The sequence below is a fragment of the Alkalihalobacillus bogoriensis ATCC BAA-922 genome (genome assembly GCF_000621445.1).
Taxonomy (GTDB): Bacteria; Bacillota; Bacilli; order Bacillales; family Bacillaceae_F; genus Bacillus_AO; species Bacillus_AO bogoriense.
On sequence record NZ_KK211282.1, the window covers coordinates 34,923 to 52,853 of the forward strand.

Here is a 17,931-nt window from a genome sequence, read left to right on the forward strand (position 1 = left end):
AAGGATGAACAAGATGACAGACATACAAAAAGGAAGCTGTGTTTGGTATATTCCAGATGGCTATATTCCACCATTAAGCTCAGGAACGCTAGAGAGCCATGAATCGATTTGTGTATTAAATTGCTATCAACAAAATGCTAACTTAAAGATTACGATTTATTTTGAAGACCGTGACCCGATTGAACAAATACCCTTTGTCGTAAAAGGAAAACGAACGAGTCATATCCGAACGAGCACACTAGAAAAAGACGGACAACGCATCCCAAAAGAAGTTCCTTATGCGATTGAAGTCGAAAGTGATGTTCCGATTATCGTACAATATAGTCGGTTAGATTCAACCCAACAAGAATTAGCACTGATGTCTACAATGGGGCATCCGTTAGCTTAATGCAGGATAATAGCTTTTTTTAAGTGGTAAGCTGTGAGTACTTTACTTAAAGGAAATATAATATGAATCATTCTGCTTCAAAGGATGTGCCAAAAGGGGAGAGAACCAACCTTTTGGCACATTCTTTTTCCATCAAGTCATGCACATATAGATGATGAAGGACAAAAGAGGCGAGGAAAACGAGAGAAGTGTCCTTCATAAGCCTGATGAAGGACAAAAGAGGAGAGAAAAGAGTGAGAAGTGTCCTTCATAGGGTGGATGAAGGACAAAAGAGGAGAGAAAAGAGTGAGAAGTGTCCTTCATAGGGTTGATGAAGGACAAAAGAGGAGAGGAAAGAGTGAGAAGTGTCCTTCATAAGCTTGATGAAGGACAAAAGAGGAGAGGAAAGAGTGAGAAGTGTCCTTCATAAGCTTGATGAAGGACAAAAGAGGAGAGGAAAGAGTGAGAAGTGTCCTTCATAAGCCTGATGAAGGACAAAAGAGGAGAGGAGAGAGTGAGAAGTGTCCTTCATAAGCTTGATGAAGGACAAAAGAGCGGAGAAAAGCGAGAAAAGTGTCCTTCATAGAACAGATGGAGGGCAAAAGAAATGTACGACAGGGTAGTTTTAAATATTATAGGGTTTTTATTAGAAATGGCTTAGAGATGATACTTTTTTAGGTTGATTTTTTCATCTATTATGAAATATAGAAGAGGTGAATTATGAAAGATAAAATAAAAGAAGTTTTTAATGAACTTGCTTGTGTTTATGAACAAACAGTCGATACAACGAGTTTGTATAATAGTGAATATGAAAGGCCAGCAATGTTAGGAAAGCTACCTCACAATTTAAAGGATATGAATGTATTTGATGCAGGCTGTGCAGCTGGATGGTATACGAGCCAATTAATGGAACGAGGAGCCAATGTTGTTGCATCGGATATTAGTCCTGAAATGGTTCGATCTACAAAGCGGCGTGTTGGAGAGAAAGCTAAAGTTATTTGTTTAGACCTAGAGGAAAAACTACCTTTCGAAGAGAATACATTTGATTACATTGTAAGCTCATTAACCCTCCATTATATAAAGGATTGGAGCCATACTTTTAATGAATTTAAAAGGATATTAAAGCCAAATGGAATTCTATTTTTTTCAGTTCACCATCCATTTTCAGACATGAAACTACTCAAAAATGCTAACTATTTCTCTACTGAATTAATTATCGATAAATGGAATAAAGAAGGTAAATCATATGAAGTTCCGTTTTATCGGAGGCCTCTTCATGTACTATTAAACGATACACTTACATTCTTTTCTATTGAAGAAGTTACAGAACCGAAACCTACAATAAACTTCAAAGCACAAGCACCAGAAAAATACGAAATGCTGATGAACGCCCCACAATTTCTTATAATTAAGGCTGTAATGAAATGATATTCTTTCTACTCATTAGTGAAACAAAGTGTAGTTTATTACCAGTGTTTAGTAAAAAGACATACACTCTACAATAGTCAGGCTCGTTGTACAAAGAAAAAATAGAAAATAAGTTCTAATATAGGAGAATACAAAATGCCTATTATATATCACAAGCAAATGATACGAGCACCTGTAGAACTTTGTTTTGACCTTGCAAGAAACGTAGATGTACATACTAAAACTACTGCTAAAACTAAAGAAAAAGCTGTGGATGGGGTTACAAAGGGATTATTAGAACAAGGTGATACTGTTACTTGGGAGGCTACTCACTTTGGTATTAAACAAAGGTTAACAGCAAAAGTAACATATATGGAAAAGCCATATATGTTTATTGATGTTATGCAAAAAGGAGCTTTTCATTCTTTTACACATAAACATCAATTTGTAGAAGAAAAAGGCAGTACTATAATGATAGATACATTTGAGTATAAGGCACCTTTTGGTTTAATTGGCATAGTGGCTAATAAATTGTTTTTAGAAAAGTATATGACTGACTTTATCGCTACGCGGGCAAAAGAACTAAAAAAGATTGCTGAAAGCGCTATTTAGAACGATAACAAACATTTTCATATGTTCTCACTAATAAGTGTGACTTAACTCATCCCCCAATCCCCTTCGCTAACAAAAGAAAAAAGACAAAAAGTAAAACAGCAGCATTTAAAACTCCTCCTACTATGGCAGGAAGTAATTTCTTTGAAAGTATGGAAAAAACAATCCCAAATAAAGAAAGTGTTCCGAGAACGATAATACCAATGACCAAGTTTGAGTCAGGTCCTCTTAATAGTAAAAATGAAAGAATACTAGCAAAAAACATGAGTAAAGATAACCATCCGAATTTATTCATATTCTCCTCCTGTTTCAAAAACTTACAAGTAAGTTAACGAATCGAAAGTTTGTAAATTTGTTCTTGATAACTATTTTCTTTATTTATTCTTATAAAACCTGTCTTTTCATATAAGCGAATCGCTTGCTCATTTTCTTTTTCTACTGTTAAAGAGATTATTTTGCATGTACGGTGCGTCTCTTTAATAAAATCGATAATTTTGTTAAGCGATCGCTCTCCATATCCTTTGCCTTGATGTTTTTTATCAATCTGAAAGCCGCCAATCCAATAATTATCTTCACTATTTGGTGAATAGGAAAGATAAAAGGCACCAATCATTTCATCGTTTACATATAAAAGATAGGGGTCTAATGCTTCATCCCATGGTTTTAGGTATGCATATGCAAGGGATTCGGCAATAGTTGGTACAAAAGGCTGTTGGCTTTCGTATACCGATAGTTTAAATGCTTCTTCCCAGTTTGCCTTTGTAATGTCATTGATAGTAATCTCAGTCATTGCGACTCTCTCCTCATAACGAAAATATATGTTTATTTTACCATAAAAAACCAATGAGGAACTATTCTATATTGTCTTGCTCAAACAGCAGCCTTAAATGCCATCAAAAATACACTCTTGTTTTTTTAGAAAGGCTGTGGCAAGGTTATGACTAGGATAAAGTGAATGGAGGGGTCATGTGAATAATGCTCATGTAACCGGAAGTTTTAAATTGATGAAATCATTAAATCGCACACTTGTGTTAAATATTATTCGTAAAGATGGACCAATTTCAAGAGCTGAAATTGCCAAAAGAACAAATTTAACCCCACCAACGGTTACGAATATTGTAAACGAATTATTTGAAACCGGAATAATAAAAGAAAGTCAGATGGGTCAGTCAAGCGGGGGAAGAAAGCCGATTTTGCTAACGATAGAGCCGACAAGTCATTATGTCATTGGGATTGATGTAGGGGTTCATAAAGTAAAAGTTGTATTGGCTGATTTAAATGCGTCGATTACAAACGAAAGTATTACAAAAATTAAAAAAGGTATAACAGAAGCTGAATTATTGCAGTTGTTAATTGAAAACGTCTATACGATTGTAGAGCAAGCGAATGTGACAAAGGAAAAGATTGTTGGAATTGGCGTTGGAATGCACGGGATGGTCGACCATATTCATGGTGTTGCCTTGTATGCTCCGAATTTACAATTGAAAAATATCCCGATAAAACAAACATTAGAAGCGGAATTTTCACTACCTGTCACTGTTGAAAACGATGCGAAAGCATTGGCTTTAGGGGAGAAATGGTTTGGCTATGGTGCCGATATTGAAAATATGGTTTGTATTAATGTCGGGATTGGGATTGGTTCTGGGATTATATTACAAAATAAATTATTCCATGGAAAAGACGGTATAGCTGGTGAAATCGGGCATACTGTTATTGATGAAAATGGACCAATGTGTACTTGTGGGAACAAAGGATGTTTGCAAACGTTTAGTGCAGGAGAAGCCATCCGAACGAGAGCACTGGAAGGTATAAACAAAGGAAAGCCAACAGCAATCGTTGAGATTGTGAAAGGAAATTTAGATAATGTAGATGGTGAAGCTGTGTTTGAAGCAGCCAAAGCGGGGGATGCTTTTGCGAAAGAGGTGCTGACAGAGTCAGGTAAATATTTAGGAATGAGCATTGCGAATTTAATAAATGTATTAAATCCAGAGTTAGTCGTATTAAGTGGTGGGGTGTCACGAGCGGGTGAATTTCTTTTACAACCCATTCGGGCGATTGTAGAAGAGCGAGTGTTAACACCATCGGCAAAAGACACGACAATTTGTTTATCAAAGCTTGGCCAGCAGGGCACCGTCATCGGCGCCGTAACACTAGTGTTAGCAGAAATGTTTGTTCCAGATGTAAACGCATAACACCAAATGAGGTGGGAGAGTTTCTCACCTAAAAAATATCGAAAAGAGCAAGACAAAAAAAAGTGAATATGATATACTGAAACTAACTTAATTAAATTAATTAATAAAGTATTCTCGATTAAGGAGAGGATTAAATTATGACAATTTTAGTGACAGGTGGAGCAGGGTATATTGGAAGCCATACAGCCCTTTATTTACAACAACAAAATGAAGACGTCATCATTTTAGATAACTTACAAAAAGGTCATCAAGAGGCAGTCTTAAACACACCTTTTTATGAAGGAGATTTACGAGACGAAGCTGTACTTGATGAGATTTTTACAAAACATAACATTACGAGTGTGATTCACTTTGCGGCAAATTCGCTTGTTGGAGAAAGTGTCACTGCACCGCTTGAATATTACGAAAATAATGTGATTGGCTCATATACACTAGTGAAGAAAATGGTAGAGCATAATGTGAAACAAATTGTGTTTTCTTCTACAGCAGCAACTTACGGTGAACCTGAATCAGTTCCAATTCAAGAAAGTGACCCAACGATTCCAACGAATCCATACGGAGAAACGAAATTAGCCATTGAAAAACTTTTAAAATGGGCGGACGGTGCTTACGGTTTAAAATCGGTTTGTCTCCGTTATTTTAACGCTGCAGGGGCAGACCCAGAAGGAAGAATTGGAGAAGATCATACACCAGAAAGCCATTTGATTCCGCTTGTGCTTCAAGTTGCATTAGGACAGCGTGAAACCATCAAAATTTTTGGTGATAATTATCCGACAGAAGATGGAAGTTGTGTTCGTGATTATATTCATGTCATGGATTTAGCGCAAGCTCATTATTTAGCGTTGAAAAAACTTGAAACGACAAATGAGAGTGGCATTTATAATTTAGGAAACGGCACAGGCTTTTCGGTCAAAGAAGTTATTGAAGTATGCCGTGAAGTAACGAGAAAAGAAATTAAAGCGGAAATTGCTGAACGACGAGCAGGCGATCCAGCGGTGTTAATTGCGTCTTCAGAAAAAGCAAAACAAGAGCTTGGCTGGAAACCGAATTATGCAGACTTAAATCAAATTATTGAACATGCATGGACATGGCATCAAAACAATCCAACAGGTTATAAAAAATAAAAAGCAAAACGGGGGAGTAACAATGGAAAAGGTCATGGAAACATTTAAAAAAATCTTTGGAAGTGATGAAGATGTTCGTCTCTTCTTTGCACCTGGACGTGTTAATTTAATTGGCGAACATACAGATTATAACGGCGGCCACGTGTTTCCTTGTTCATTAAGCATTGGAACATATGCAGCTGTGAAAAAACGTGAAGATAAAACGGTTCGTTTTTATTCAATGAACTTTGAACAATTAGGAATTATCGAAACGACAGTTGAGACACTTCAGTATGAGGAAGCTCATGATTGGGCGAACTACCCAAAAGGTGTGTTAACTGTTTTACAACAAGCAGGAGCTAAAATCGAGAGCGGGTTTGATGTTGTTTATTACGGAACAATTCCAAATGGAGCAGGGTTATCTTCATCGGCTTCAATTGAACTAGCAACAGCTGTAATGGCGAACACATTATATGACCTTGGTTTTGACCAAGTTGAGCTTGTAAAAAAATCACAGCAAGCAGAAAATGAATATATCGGTGTGAATTGTGGGATTATGGACCAATTTGCGATTGGAATGGGGAAAAAAGACCATGCCGTCTTTTTGAATTGCCAAACACTAGACTATACGTACTCACCAATTAAACTTGATGACCTTGCGTTAGTTATCGTCAATACGAATAAGCGTAGAGGGTTAGCAGATTCAAAATATAATGAGCGCCGTGCCCAATGTGAAGAAGCATTAGCGATTTTACAAACAAAAGTCGATGTTGAGTCACTAGGTGATTTAACGATTGAACAATTTGAACAATATAAAGGCGAGATTCAAGATGAAGTTGTGCAACAGCGTGCCAAACATGCTGTATATGAAAATGCACGAACAATTGAAGCGGTGAAAAAATTAAATGAAGGTGACATTGCGGGCTTTGGTAACCTAATGAATGAGTCTCACATCTCATTACGGGATGATTATGAAGTTACTGGAGTTGAACTAGATACACTCGTTGAAATTGCTTGGAATGAAGGGGCAATTGGAGCGAGAATGACTGGCGCAGGTTTTGGTGGTTGTACTGTAAACCTTGTAAAAAAAGCTGATGTGTCTTCTTTCGTTAAAGCCGTGGAACATCAATATGAAGCAAAACTAAACATTAAACCAGATTGCTATGTCGTTGAAATTGGTGATGGAGCTCGTGAATTAAAGTAGGAGGTTAGTCTAATGAGTAAAATCAATATTTATGAACAAATTGAACGTCTCATTCAATATGGGGCTCAAAAAAACTTACTTCAGGCTGTTGACGTTGATTATGCTAGAAATCAAATCTTGTCTGTCCTACAACTTACCGATTATGAAGAAGTCAAAATTGAACGAGAAACACTAGCATCACCTGAATCAATATTAGAACAAATCTTACATTGGGCACAAGAGGAAGGCGTACTTGAAATTGATTCAGTAACTTTCCGTGATTTATTAGATACAAAAATAATGAATTGCATCATGCCAAGACCATCAGAAGTTGTTGGGACGTTTACAAAGCTTTATGAGACAAAAAGTAAAAAGGAAGCTACCGATTATTTCTACGAGCTCTCCAAAGCATCTCATTATATTCGCACAGATCGGATTGCAAAAAATGAACATTGGTATAGTGAAACTGAATACGGAAATTTAGAAATTACGATTAATTTATCAAAGCCGGAAAAAGACCCGAAAGCCATTGCAGCAGCAAAAGGGGCAAAGCAATCATCTTATCCAAATTGCTTATTATGTAAAGAAAATGTAGGGTATGAAGGTCGCGTGAACCACCCAGCAAGACAAACACACCGAATCATTCCCGTGACATTACAAGGAGAACAATGGTATTTTCAATATTCTCCTTATGTGTACTATAATGAGCACGCGATTATGTTTTCACACGACCATACACCAATGAAAATCTCGAAAGTAGGTTTTGATCGACTATTGCATTTTGTCGAGCAGTTCCCACATTATTTTGTAGGAACAAATGCAGACTTACCGATTGTCGGTGGATCGATATTATCACATGATCACTTCCAAGGTGGACATCATGAGTTCCCGATGGCACAAGCGGAAATTGAAGAAGCTGTAACCTTTGCGGGTTATGAAAATATTGAAGCTGGCATTGTGAACTGGCCGATGTCGGTTATCCGTCTACGCGGGGAAGACCGTCATCAATTAACTGAGTTAGCGGATAAAATCTATCAATCTTGGTGTCATTATTCAGACGAAACGGTTGAGGTTCTCGCAAAAACGAGAGAAGAACGTCATAATACGGTGACACCGATAGCACGTTTTGCGAATGGAAAATATGAGTTTGACGTTGTGCTCCGCAATAATCGAACAAATGAAAAGCACCCACTTGGCATTTTCCACCCGCATGACGAAGTGCATCATATTAAAAAAGAAAATATCGGTTTAATTGAAGTGATGGGGCTCGCTGTCTTGCCAGGTCGATTAAAAGAAGAAATGGAAGTACTCGCAACGTATTTAGTTGATGAGAATTTTGAACAAAAAGCTAAGCAAGATGAACGAACAGAAAAGCACGTAGAATGGGCACTGAAAGTTAAAGCGAATTACCCTAATTTAACGAAAGAAAATGTACCATCGATTTTAAAAGATGAAATCGGCAAAGTATTCTCAATTGTTCTTGAGCATGCTGGTGTATTTAAACGAACAAGTGAAGGGAAAGCCGCATTTCTGCGCTTTATTGAGCAAGTAAAATAAGAAGAAGCCCCCGAAGCCTTTGAATATAGGCTTCGGGGGCTTTTGTTTTAGCATATTCGGTTTCGGACATTTATTCCGCTATTTCGTGTAAATCAAGCTATTTTCAAAGCGTATCGGACATCTGTTCCGTTATTTGCCCAAACGAGCGTCAACATCCTTCTATATTTGTGATTTAGCGGAACAGGTGTCCGATAGCATATGAAAAACGTACATAATTCCTAAAATAGCGGAACGTATGTCCATAAGAACTTACACAAACGCAGGTAGTGGGTCAAAAAACTGTGCCCAGTCTAATGACAGCTCTTCTTCTGTTAATAAGCAAGTATCTAATGACGCTTCAATTTGAGCTTGGTCCATATCAATGCCAATAAAAACAAGCTCAGTGATGCGGTCCCCATATTGCGGATGCCATTTTTCTTTTAACTCAGGCTCTTCTGCTAAAACTTGCTCTTGTTCTGCTTCAGGGTAAGCAGCAACCCATTCTCCAGCTCCTTGGATGGAAATGGTTGGTCCTGCTTGTGAGAGTAATCCCGCCATATTGTTTCTTGATGCGACCCAGAAAAAGCCTTTCGCACGAACAACTTCACTTGGCCATTTTTCAAACCAGTTCATAAGTCGTTCAGGGTGGAATGGAAGCTGACGACGGTATACAAAAGATGCAATTCCGTATTCTTCTGTTTCAGGAATATGCTCCTCATTAAGCTCTTTTATCCAACCAGCTGATTGACTCGCTTTTTCAAAATCAAATGAGTGAGTATGTAAAATTGACGAAAGCTTAACTTTCCCAAATGATGTCGAAATAATCGTTGCATCTGGATTTAATTTCTTCAATAGTAAGCGTAGCTCTACGATGTCTTCTTTATCTAATAAGTCCGTTTTGTTTAAAAGGATGACATTGGCGAACTCAATTTGGTCAAGTAAAAGGTCAGACACTTCTCGAATGTCCGACTCATCTGTTCCTTGTTTACGGTCGAGGAGTGATTCACCTGATTCATAATCATCCCAAAAACGAGCAGCGTCAACAACAGTGACCATCGTATCAAGCTGACATTTTTTCGTTAAATCAATGCCGATCTCTTCATCAATGTATGTAAATGTTTGGGCGACAGGGATCGGTTCACTTATTCCTGAAGACTCAATGACGATATAATCAACATTGCCTTCATCGACAATTCGTTCTACTTCAACTAGTAAATCTTCACGCAATGTACAGCAAATACAGCCGTTTTGCAGTTCAACGACTTTTTCTTCCGTTCTTGAAATATCTCCGTTTTTAAGTAATGCTCCATCAATATTAATTTCGCTCATATCATTAACAATGACGGCGATTTTCAAGCCTTCTTTGTTCGTTAATATATGTTGCAACAGTGTCGTTTTCCCGGCACCTAAATATCCACTTAATACCGTAACAGGGACTCCCATTCGGTTCACTCCTTTAAATAGTAATCATTACGAATAATAAGTATAACGAATTCAAACATCAATGTAAATAGGAACAATTCTTATTTATTCTATTGAAATATAGTATCAAATACAGACACAAAATAAACAAACAAAAACAAAAGTAAATAAACTATAATAAAGGTAATCAAAAGAAAATAAAAATTAGGGGTTGATAAGAATGGATATTCATGTGCTTCATCCTGCTGATCAAATTATTATGATAATGGAAAGAGTGTACGAATCTGGATTAACAACAACTTCTGGAGGAAATATTTCAATATTAGATGAAAACGGAGATATATGGATTACTCCAGCGAGTGTCGATAAAGGATCGTTAACGAGGCGCGACATTGTGAAAGTAAACGTGGATGGAACAGTGGAAGGAATTCATAAGCCTTCAAGTGAATTTCCGTTTCATCAACTCATTTATAAAGCACGCAGCGGTATTAAAGCGGTCATCCATGCGCACCCACCAGCATTGGTTGCATTTAGTATTGTGAGAAATGTACCGAATACATGGATGGTCCCAAGTGTGCAACATGTATGTGGAGAGGTTGGACTAGCAACGTATGCTCTTCCGGGAAGTACGGAGTTAGGGGAAAATATCGCGGATGTTTTTAAAAAAGGAATTAATACGGTTATTTTAGAAAATCATGGGGTAGTCGTTGGGTTTCCTAACCTATTTAGGGCATATAAAGCATTTGAAACACTTGATTTTAGTGCAAGAATTGAGCTAGAAGCAAGTCGAATTGGGAAACCGACAGAAATAAGTAAAGAGCTATTAGAAAAACATGAAATTGATACGAAAGAATTAAAAGAATTTATTCCAGAAACGTATGGAATACGAGAGCGGGAGTTACGAACAGAAATGTGCCAATTGATTCACCGTGCTTATAAACAACAGTTGTTTACTAGTACCCAAGGGACGTTTTCACATCGATTATCTGATAATTCCTTTTTAATAACTCCATATGATATCGATAGGAAATATATCGAACCTGGTGATATTGTCCGCATTGAAAATGGTAAAAAAGAAATCGGGAAAACCCCAAGCCGTGCGGCAATGTTTCATCAATCGATATATGAATTACACCCGCATATTGAGTCAATTATCATTGCCCACCCACCACACTTTATGGCCTTTGCAGTAACCGATGTTCAATTTGATTCAAGAACGATACCAGAAAGTTATTTGCTTTTGAAAAACGTACCGAAATTAGACTATGAAGCTCCTTATGTTGAACCGAATAAAGCCGCTAAAGTATTTAATAAACAGACGCCTCTTGCAATCGTAAAAAACGATTGTGTCATCGTAACAGGGAAAAATTTATTACATGCTTTTGATCGATTAGAAGTAGCGGAGTACAGCGCGAAAGCCCTTATCTCTTCTGTTGGCATCGGAGATATTGTTCATATAAGTGATAAGGAGATTAAAGATTTAGAAGAAGCTTTTGATTTATAAAAAAATTTCGTTCCCTCCGAAACAAAAACAAAAAAAGTATTTCAAAAGAAAACAAACATATGTTATAGTTGATATACAAAAATAAATCAAAGTTTTCGGAGGGGTATTATGGTACAGAACTTATGGAATGAAGAAAAAGCAAAAGGATTAACGGCAGGATTAGACGAGCTTGTTTATCGCTCAAATTTAATCGGGGCAGACCGTGCTGTTTGTAACTGGGGTGGCGGAAATACATCGATGAAAACGGTGGAACAAGACTTCCGTGGACGTGATATTGAAGTCATGTGGGTAAAAGGGAGTGGCTCTGACTTAGCGACAATGGGAGCAAAAAACTTCACAGGACTAAACCTTGAAGATATTAAACCGTTAATTGAGCGTGACGAAATGTCAGACGAAGACATGGTTGCTTATTTATCTCACTGTATGATTGATAGTAAACATCCACGTGCGTCCATTGAAACATTACTTCATGCGTTTTTACCATTTAAACATGTAGACCATACACATCCAGATTCGATTATTAGTATTTGTTGCGCAGATAACGGAAAAGACATTGCAGAAGAAATTTTCGGAGACCGCTTTGTATGGGTTCCTTATGTAAGACCAGGATTTACTCTCTCAAAAATGATTGCAGAAGGTGTGCAAAACAATCCAAATGCAGAACTAGTCTTAATGGAAAAACATGGTCTAGTTGTTTGGGGAGATAGCGCACAAGAAAGCTATAATAAAACAATTGATGTTATTAATGAAGCAGAGCAATATATACAAGCTAAACAACAAGAAAATAATGTTTTTGGTGGCCAAAAATATGAGTCACTACAAGAAGAAGAAAGAAAAGAGATTTTAGCGCAAGTGATGCCTATTATCCGAGGTGAAGTGTTTGCTGAAAAATCGATGCTACTTACTTATGATGATAATGCTAGCGTATTAGAATTTGTAAATAGCAAAGAGGCAAAAGAACTTTCACAAGTCGGTGCAGCATGTCCTGACCATCTTGTTCATACAAAACGTGTACCATTATACATTGACTGGGACCCAGCAACAAAAGATGTAGATGCTTTAGTCGCTAGCATTAAAGCAGGAGTTGCTGCGTTTAAAGAAGAATATGAAGCTTATTTTAATCGCAATAAAGTCGAAGGCGACGTTATGTTTGAGCCATCACCACGTGTTATTTTAATTCCTGGGCTTGGGATGGTGAACACAGGGAAAAACCTAACAATGGCAAATGTAAGTGGTGCCCTTTATAACCGAGCGATTGCAGTAATGAAAGGAACGACTGCATTAGGGCAATTTGTTTCTTTAAATGAAAATGAATCATACCATATTGAATATTGGCCATTAGAGCTTTACAAACTATCATTAGCTCCAGCAGAAGCAGAGTTTTCTAGAAAAGTAGCATTTGTAACAGGTGGTGCTGGTGGAATCGGAAGTGAAACATGCCGGCTTTTTGTTGAACAAGGCGCTCATGTCGTCATCGCTGATTTAAACCTTGAAGGAGCTGAAAAGCTAGCGACTGAAATTAATGAGCAATATGGCGAAGGTCGTGCGATTGCAGTTAAAATGGATGTAACAAAAGAGGAAGAAATTTTAAACGCCTTTAAACAAGTGATTTTAACATACGGTGGTGTTGATACGCTTGTGAACAATGCCGGATTAGCGACATCAAGTCCATTTGATGAAACGACTTTACAAGAATGGAACTTAAATATGAATGTTCTAGGAACAGGATATTTTCTAGTAGCTAGAGAAGCTTTCTCTTTAATGAAAAAACAAGGAATCGGTGGCAGTATGGTCTTTATTGGTTCGAAAAACTCTGTGTATGCAGGAAAAAATGCTTCTGCCTATAGCTCAGTGAAAGCGTTAGAAACACATTTGGCGCGTTGTATTGCAGCAGAAGGTGGAGAGTACGGTATTCGTGTCAACTCCGTGTTACCAGATGCGGTGTTACAAGGGTCAGCAATTTGGGGTTCAAGATGGCGTGAAGAGCGTGCAGCAGCTTATGGAATTGAGCCAGATCAACTAGAAGAACATTACAGAAAACGTACAACATTACTAGTCAATATTTATCCACGTGATATTGCAGAATCCATTGCCTTTTTAGCCTCATCAAAAGCAGAAAAAACAACAGGTTGTATGCTAACCGTTGATGGTGGAGTACCAGCCGCATTTACAAGATAATAAGTATAATAGAAGAGTAGATTATATGGAGAGGAGACACCGACTCCTCTCCTGTTTTAAATCTAAAATAGGAAAAGTAAATATAAATAGGAAGCGCTTACGTTTAGGGGGTGCCGTATGACATATAGCTTAGCTGTTGATATTGGAGCTTCAAGTGGCCGTTTAATGTTAGGGTATATTGAAGATGGAACATTACAATTACAAGAGATCCATCGTTTTGAAAACAAATTAATCGAATTAAACGGGCATTTTTGTTGGGATATCGACAAGTTATTTGAAGAAATTAAAGCGGGAATAAAAAAATGTCATGATGTTGGTGTAACACCAACGAGCATTGGCATTGATACATGGGCAGTTGATTTTGTTCTATTAGATGAAAATAATGATAGAATTACTGATGCTGTAGCCTATCGCGACCCGCGGACAGACGGAATAATGGAAGAAGTCTTTGACATCATTATGAAAGAACGACTGTATTTAGAAACAGGCATTCAATTCCAGAAATTTAATACAATCTATCAATTATATGCCTTAAAAAAACAACAACCAGACCTTTTGCAAAAGGCTAAACGCTTTTTGATGATTCCAGATTATCTACACTTTTTATTAACAGGAAAAGCAACGAACGAATATACGAATGCGACATCAACACAGCTCGTAAATGCATTTACGAAAAAATGGGATAGAGACATTTTAGAAAAATTAGATTTAAACCCTAACATGTTTGGCTCGATTGACATGCCAAAAACAGTTGTTGGTCCATTACGGAAAGAGCTTGAAGAAGAATTTGGCTTTACAATGGATGTTATTTTACCAGCAACACATGATACAGGATCAGCTGTGGTTGCTGTGCCAGAAATGGATGATACGATTTATATTAGTTCGGGAACATGGTCTTTAATTGGAGTTGAAAATCATTTCCCGATATGTGTGGTAAAAGCACTAGATTATAATTTCACAAATGAGGGCGGTGTCGATTATCGCTTCCGTTTTTTAAAAAATATTATGGGATTATGGATGATTCAAGAAGTCCGACGCAATTATAATAATTCGTATTCGTTTGCTGAATTAGTAGAGTTATCATTACAAGCTAACGATTTTCATTCTACTGTTAATGTCGATGATGAGCGGTTTTTAATGCCGGCTAATATGATTGAAGAAATCCAAGCATATTGCAAAGAAACAAACCAAGCTGTACCAGAGACACCTGGTGAAATCGCCAAATGTGTGTATGCTAGCTTAGTGAATAGTTATGTTCAGGCCATTGCTGAAATTGAGGATATTTTTGAAAAAACATTTAGTAAGATAAATATTATTGGTGGTGGCTCACAAAACGAACTGTTAAACCAGTTAATCGCTAATGCAACCAATAAAGAAGTATATGCAGGTCCGATAGAGGCAACAGCAATTGGAAATTTAGTGGCACAATTGATGGCTTTAAACGAAATAAAGTCGATTGAAGAAGCAAGAGCACTTATTAAGCAATCATTTGAAGTGAAACAATACAGTGCACAAGGTTAAGAAAAGGAGTGGTAGTCGTGGATGTGAAACAACAGTTTGAGCTTGCCAAAAAAGAATATGAGCAATGGGGGATTGATGTTGAACAAAGGTTAGAGCTTCTAAAAACGATCCCGATTTCGATTCATTGCTGGCAAGGTGATGATGTGTCTGGATTTGAAGTCGCAAAAAGTGAATTATCTGGGGGAATTGATGTTACGGGAAATTATCCGGGTAAAGCAAAAACACCTGAGCAGTTGCGCCAAGATATTGATAAAGCATTATCATTAATCCCAGGAAAGCATCGTATTAACTTACATGCAATTTACGCAGAAACAGATGGGGAAGTCGTCGAACGCAATCAACTGGAACCGAAGCATTTTCAAAAATGGGTAGAATGGGCAAAAGAGCGTGGTTTAGGTCTTGATTTTAACCCTACACTATTTTCACATGAAAAAGCGGCAGATGGCTTAACGTTGTCCCATCCAGATGAGGAAATCCGTAATTATTGGATTGAACATTGTATTGCAAGTCGAAAAATCGGGGAGTATTTTGGGAAAGAGCTTGGAACACCTTGTTTAACTAATATTTGGATTCCTGATGGCTATAAAGATACGCCAAGTGACCGTCTTACGCCGAGAAAACGTTTAAAAGACTCGTTAGATAAAATTTTTGCTGTCGATATTGATGAGAAATGTAATATTGATGCTGTTGAAAGTAAATTGTTTGGTATTGGGTCAGAGTCCTTTGTAGTCGGTTCACATGAGTTTTACTTAGGATACGCGTTAAAAAATAATAAATTATGTTTATTAGACACAGGGCATTATCATCCAACAGAAGCAGTTTCAAACAAAATTTCTGCGATGCTTTTATATAGTGAAAAATTAGCGTTACATGTTTCACGTCCAGTTCGTTGGGATAGTGACCATGTCGTAACTTTTGATGATGAACTAAAAGAAATTGCCTTAGAAATTGTCCGCAATGATGCAATTGACGATGTAATGATTGGTCTAGATTTTTTCGATGCAAGTATAAACCGGATTGCAGCGTGGACAATCGGAACGAGAAATATGATTAAAGCATTATTATATGCGATGTTATTGCCAAATGAGTATTTAAAACAGTTACAAGAAAAAGGTGATTTTACAGAGAGACTCGCTTTATTAGAAGAATTTAAATCTTATCCATTTGGAGCCATTTGGAACTATTATTGTGAGATGATGGATGTTCCGGTGAAAGAAACATGGCTTCAAGATGTAAAATCGTACGAACAAGAAGTTCTTTCAAAGCGGTAACTACATTCGTGCAGTCAGAGGCGTTGTAACATCTGACTGCCTTTTGTATATGAACATGGTACACTAAAAGAAAAGGCTGTTAACGTCATGATGAGTAGGGGTGTAACGATGCTTGTTGCAGAAAGACATGAGAAAATTGTAGAGGTTGTTAATGATAAAGGAAGTATACGTGTATCGGAATTAAGCCAGCTTTTTGGTGTGACCGAAGAGACGATTCGTCGTGATTTAGAACGATTAGAAACAGACGGAAAGCTTAGAAGAAGTCACGGTGGTGCAGTCAGTGTAAAAACGACAGAAGCAGAAGCGCCATATACCGAACGAGAAATTACAAATGTGAAAGAGAAAATGGAAGTGGCAACAGAAGCTATTGCTCATGTGAAGGTCAATGACCGTATTATATTAGATGCAAGTACAACCGCTTGGTATATGGCCAAACGTCTTCCAGATATGCCATTAACGGTTGTGACAAACTCAATGAAAGTCGCAATGGAGCTTGCATCACGAGAGAAAATAAAAGTCATTTCAGTAGGTGGAACGCTACTGTCTAAATCGTTGTCGTTTGTTGGACCACAGGCTGAGCAAGCGTTAGAAAGTTATTATGTGAATAAAGCGTTTGTCTCTTGCCAAGGGATTCATCCTGAACGTGGATTAAGTGATTCGAATGAAATGCAGGCACTAGTGAAAAAGAAAATGATCGAAATGTCAGAAACAGTTTATTTACTAGTTGATTATTCGAAGTATGGAGTGAAAGCTTTTTCGCGTATTGATTCGACTGAAGCTGTTGATTATGTGATAACTGATTCTAAAACAAATACGACACAACTTGAACCGTTTAAAGATAGAGAGATTACATTTATTCGAGCTAACGAAGGCACAGTTCATTTATAAATTGGTAGAAATGAGGGGATAGGTATGAAAGTATCCTTGTTTATAACATGTCTTGGGGATGTTTTCTATCCTGGGGTAGGAAAAGATACGGTTGAAATTTTAGAACGGCTTAACTGTGAAGTCGTTTTTCCTCCGAATCAAACGTGTTGTGGTCAACCGGCTTACAATAGCGGCTACCATAAAGAAACGAAAGAAGTCGCAAAACATATGATAAACACCTTTGCTGAATCAGAGTATGTAGTGTCTCCGTCTGGTTCTTGTGCAACAATGTTTCATGAATATGTTCATTTATTCGAAGATGAGCCAGAGTGGCAAGAGAAAGCAAAAGAACTTGCCGCAAAAACATATGAGTTAACCGCATTTATCGTTAACGTTTTACAAATAGAAGATGTAGGAGCGACATGTCATAAAAAAGTGACATACCATACATCCTGTCACATGACTCGTTTATTAGGTGTGAAAGATGCGCCAATGAAACTATTAAAAAACGTCAAAGGGTTAGAGTTTACCGACTTACCGAATAAAGAAATATGCTGTGGCTTTGGTGGAACCTTTTCTGTGAAAATGATGCAAATCTCAGAACAAATGGTCAATGAAAAAATAGATCATATAGAAGAAACAAAAGCAGAAGCACTCATTGGAGCTGATTGTGGGTGTTTGATGAATATTGGTGGCCGTATTGAACGCCAAGGGAAACCAATTGAAGTGATGCATATCGCCCAAATTTTAAACAGCAAAGAATAAGAG

General features: G+C 37.4%; 16 protein-coding genes. 13 read left to right on the forward strand and 3 right to left on the reverse strand.

The genetic code is table 11. From position 1 onward, the window contains the following. Positions 1–13: 13 nt before the first annotated feature. From T323_RS0124645 to T323_RS0124665, 3 genes are all read left to right on the forward strand, one after another. Positions 14–388, forward strand: a complete 375-nt coding sequence (locus T323_RS0124645) for a sensory rhodopsin transducer (RefSeq protein WP_026675639.1) — start codon at positions 14–16, stop codon at positions 386–388. Between the two features lie 699 nt (positions 389–1,087). Next, complete coding sequence (locus tag T323_RS0124660) at positions 1,088–1,795, forward strand: class I SAM-dependent methyltransferase (RefSeq protein ID WP_026675640.1); 708 nt, start codon at positions 1,088–1,090, stop codon at positions 1,793–1,795. Positions 1,796–1,930: 135 nt separating this feature from the next. Further along, on the forward strand, positions 1,931–2,386 hold the full coding sequence (locus T323_RS0124665) for an SRPBCC family protein (RefSeq protein WP_026675641.1): 456 nt from the start codon (positions 1,931–1,933) through the stop codon (positions 2,384–2,386). Between the two features lie 49 nt (positions 2,387–2,435). Here the strand turns inward: T323_RS0124665 and T323_RS0124670 are convergent, their stop codons facing one another. Together T323_RS0124670 and T323_RS0124675 are read right to left on the reverse strand one after the other, a co-directional pair. Continuing rightward, a complete protein-coding gene (locus tag T323_RS0124670; protein ID WP_026675642.1) occupies positions 2,436–2,681 on the reverse strand; it encodes a hypothetical protein in 246 nt (81 codons plus the stop codon). 33 nt (positions 2,682–2,714) lie between these two features. Then, positions 2,715–3,176, reverse strand: a complete 462-nt coding sequence (locus T323_RS0124675; RefSeq protein ID WP_026675643.1) for a GNAT family N-acetyltransferase — start codon at positions 3,174–3,176, stop codon at positions 2,715–2,717. A gap of 178 nt (positions 3,177–3,354) precedes the next feature. Here T323_RS0124675 and T323_RS0124680 point away from each other — a divergent pair, with 178 nt between their 5' ends. From T323_RS0124680 to galT, 4 genes are all read left to right on the forward strand, one after another. Then, on the forward strand, positions 3,355–4,578 hold the full coding sequence (locus T323_RS0124680; protein WP_026675644.1) for an ROK family transcriptional regulator: 1,224 nt from the start codon (positions 3,355–3,357) through the stop codon (positions 4,576–4,578). A gap of 137 nt (positions 4,579–4,715) precedes the next feature. After that, positions 4,716–5,702 (forward strand): UDP-glucose 4-epimerase GalE, encoded by a 987-nt coding sequence (gene galE / locus T323_RS0124685; RefSeq protein ID WP_026675645.1) that lies wholly within the window; start codon positions 4,716–4,718, stop codon positions 5,700–5,702. Between the two features lie 22 nt (positions 5,703–5,724). Then, a complete protein-coding gene (locus T323_RS0124690) occupies positions 5,725–6,885 on the forward strand; it encodes a galactokinase (protein ID WP_026675646.1) in 1,161 nt (386 codons plus the stop codon). Positions 6,886–6,897: 12 nt separating this feature from the next. Continuing rightward, positions 6,898–8,421, forward strand: a complete 1,524-nt coding sequence (gene galT, locus T323_RS0124695) for a UDP-glucose--hexose-1-phosphate uridylyltransferase (protein WP_035179915.1) — start codon at positions 6,898–6,900, stop codon at positions 8,419–8,421. A gap of 249 nt (positions 8,422–8,670) precedes the next feature. Here the strand turns inward: galT and T323_RS0124700 are convergent, their stop codons facing one another. After that, positions 8,671–9,843 carry a GTP-binding protein gene (locus T323_RS0124700; RefSeq protein WP_026675648.1) on the reverse strand — a complete coding sequence of 391 codons (1,173 nt, stop codon included), beginning with the start codon at positions 9,841–9,843 and terminating at the stop codon, positions 8,671–8,673. A gap of 199 nt (positions 9,844–10,042) precedes the next feature. On the opposite strand from T323_RS0124700, the gene T323_RS0124705 reads away from it, so the two are divergent. From T323_RS0124705 to lutA, 6 genes are all read left to right on the forward strand, one after another. Next, on the forward strand, positions 10,043–11,326 hold the full coding sequence (locus tag T323_RS0124705) for a class II aldolase/adducin family protein (protein WP_026675649.1): 1,284 nt from the start codon (positions 10,043–10,045) through the stop codon (positions 11,324–11,326). 108 nt (positions 11,327–11,434) lie between these two features. Next, complete coding sequence (locus T323_RS0124715; RefSeq protein ID WP_026675650.1) at positions 11,435–13,504, forward strand: bifunctional rhamnulose-1-phosphate aldolase/short-chain dehydrogenase; 2,070 nt, start codon at positions 11,435–11,437, stop codon at positions 13,502–13,504. A gap of 117 nt (positions 13,505–13,621) precedes the next feature. Further along, positions 13,622–15,025 (forward strand): rhamnulokinase, encoded by a 1,404-nt coding sequence (gene rhaB / locus T323_RS0124720; protein WP_026675651.1) that lies wholly within the window; start codon positions 13,622–13,624, stop codon positions 15,023–15,025. Positions 15,026–15,042: 17 nt separating this feature from the next. After that, positions 15,043–16,296 (forward strand): L-rhamnose isomerase, encoded by a 1,254-nt coding sequence (gene rhaA, locus T323_RS0124725; protein ID WP_026675652.1) that lies wholly within the window; start codon positions 15,043–15,045, stop codon positions 16,294–16,296. A gap of 108 nt (positions 16,297–16,404) precedes the next feature. Further along, positions 16,405–17,184 carry a DeoR/GlpR family DNA-binding transcription regulator gene (locus tag T323_RS0124730; protein ID WP_026675653.1) on the forward strand — a complete coding sequence of 260 codons (780 nt, stop codon included), beginning with the start codon at positions 16,405–16,407 and terminating at the stop codon, positions 17,182–17,184. 24 nt (positions 17,185–17,208) lie between these two features. Next, positions 17,209–17,928, forward strand: coding sequence for a lactate utilization iron-sulfur protein LutA (gene lutA / locus T323_RS0124735; protein ID WP_026675654.1), 720 nt, complete (start codon positions 17,209–17,211; stop codon positions 17,926–17,928). Positions 17,929–17,931: the final 3 nt, after the last annotated feature.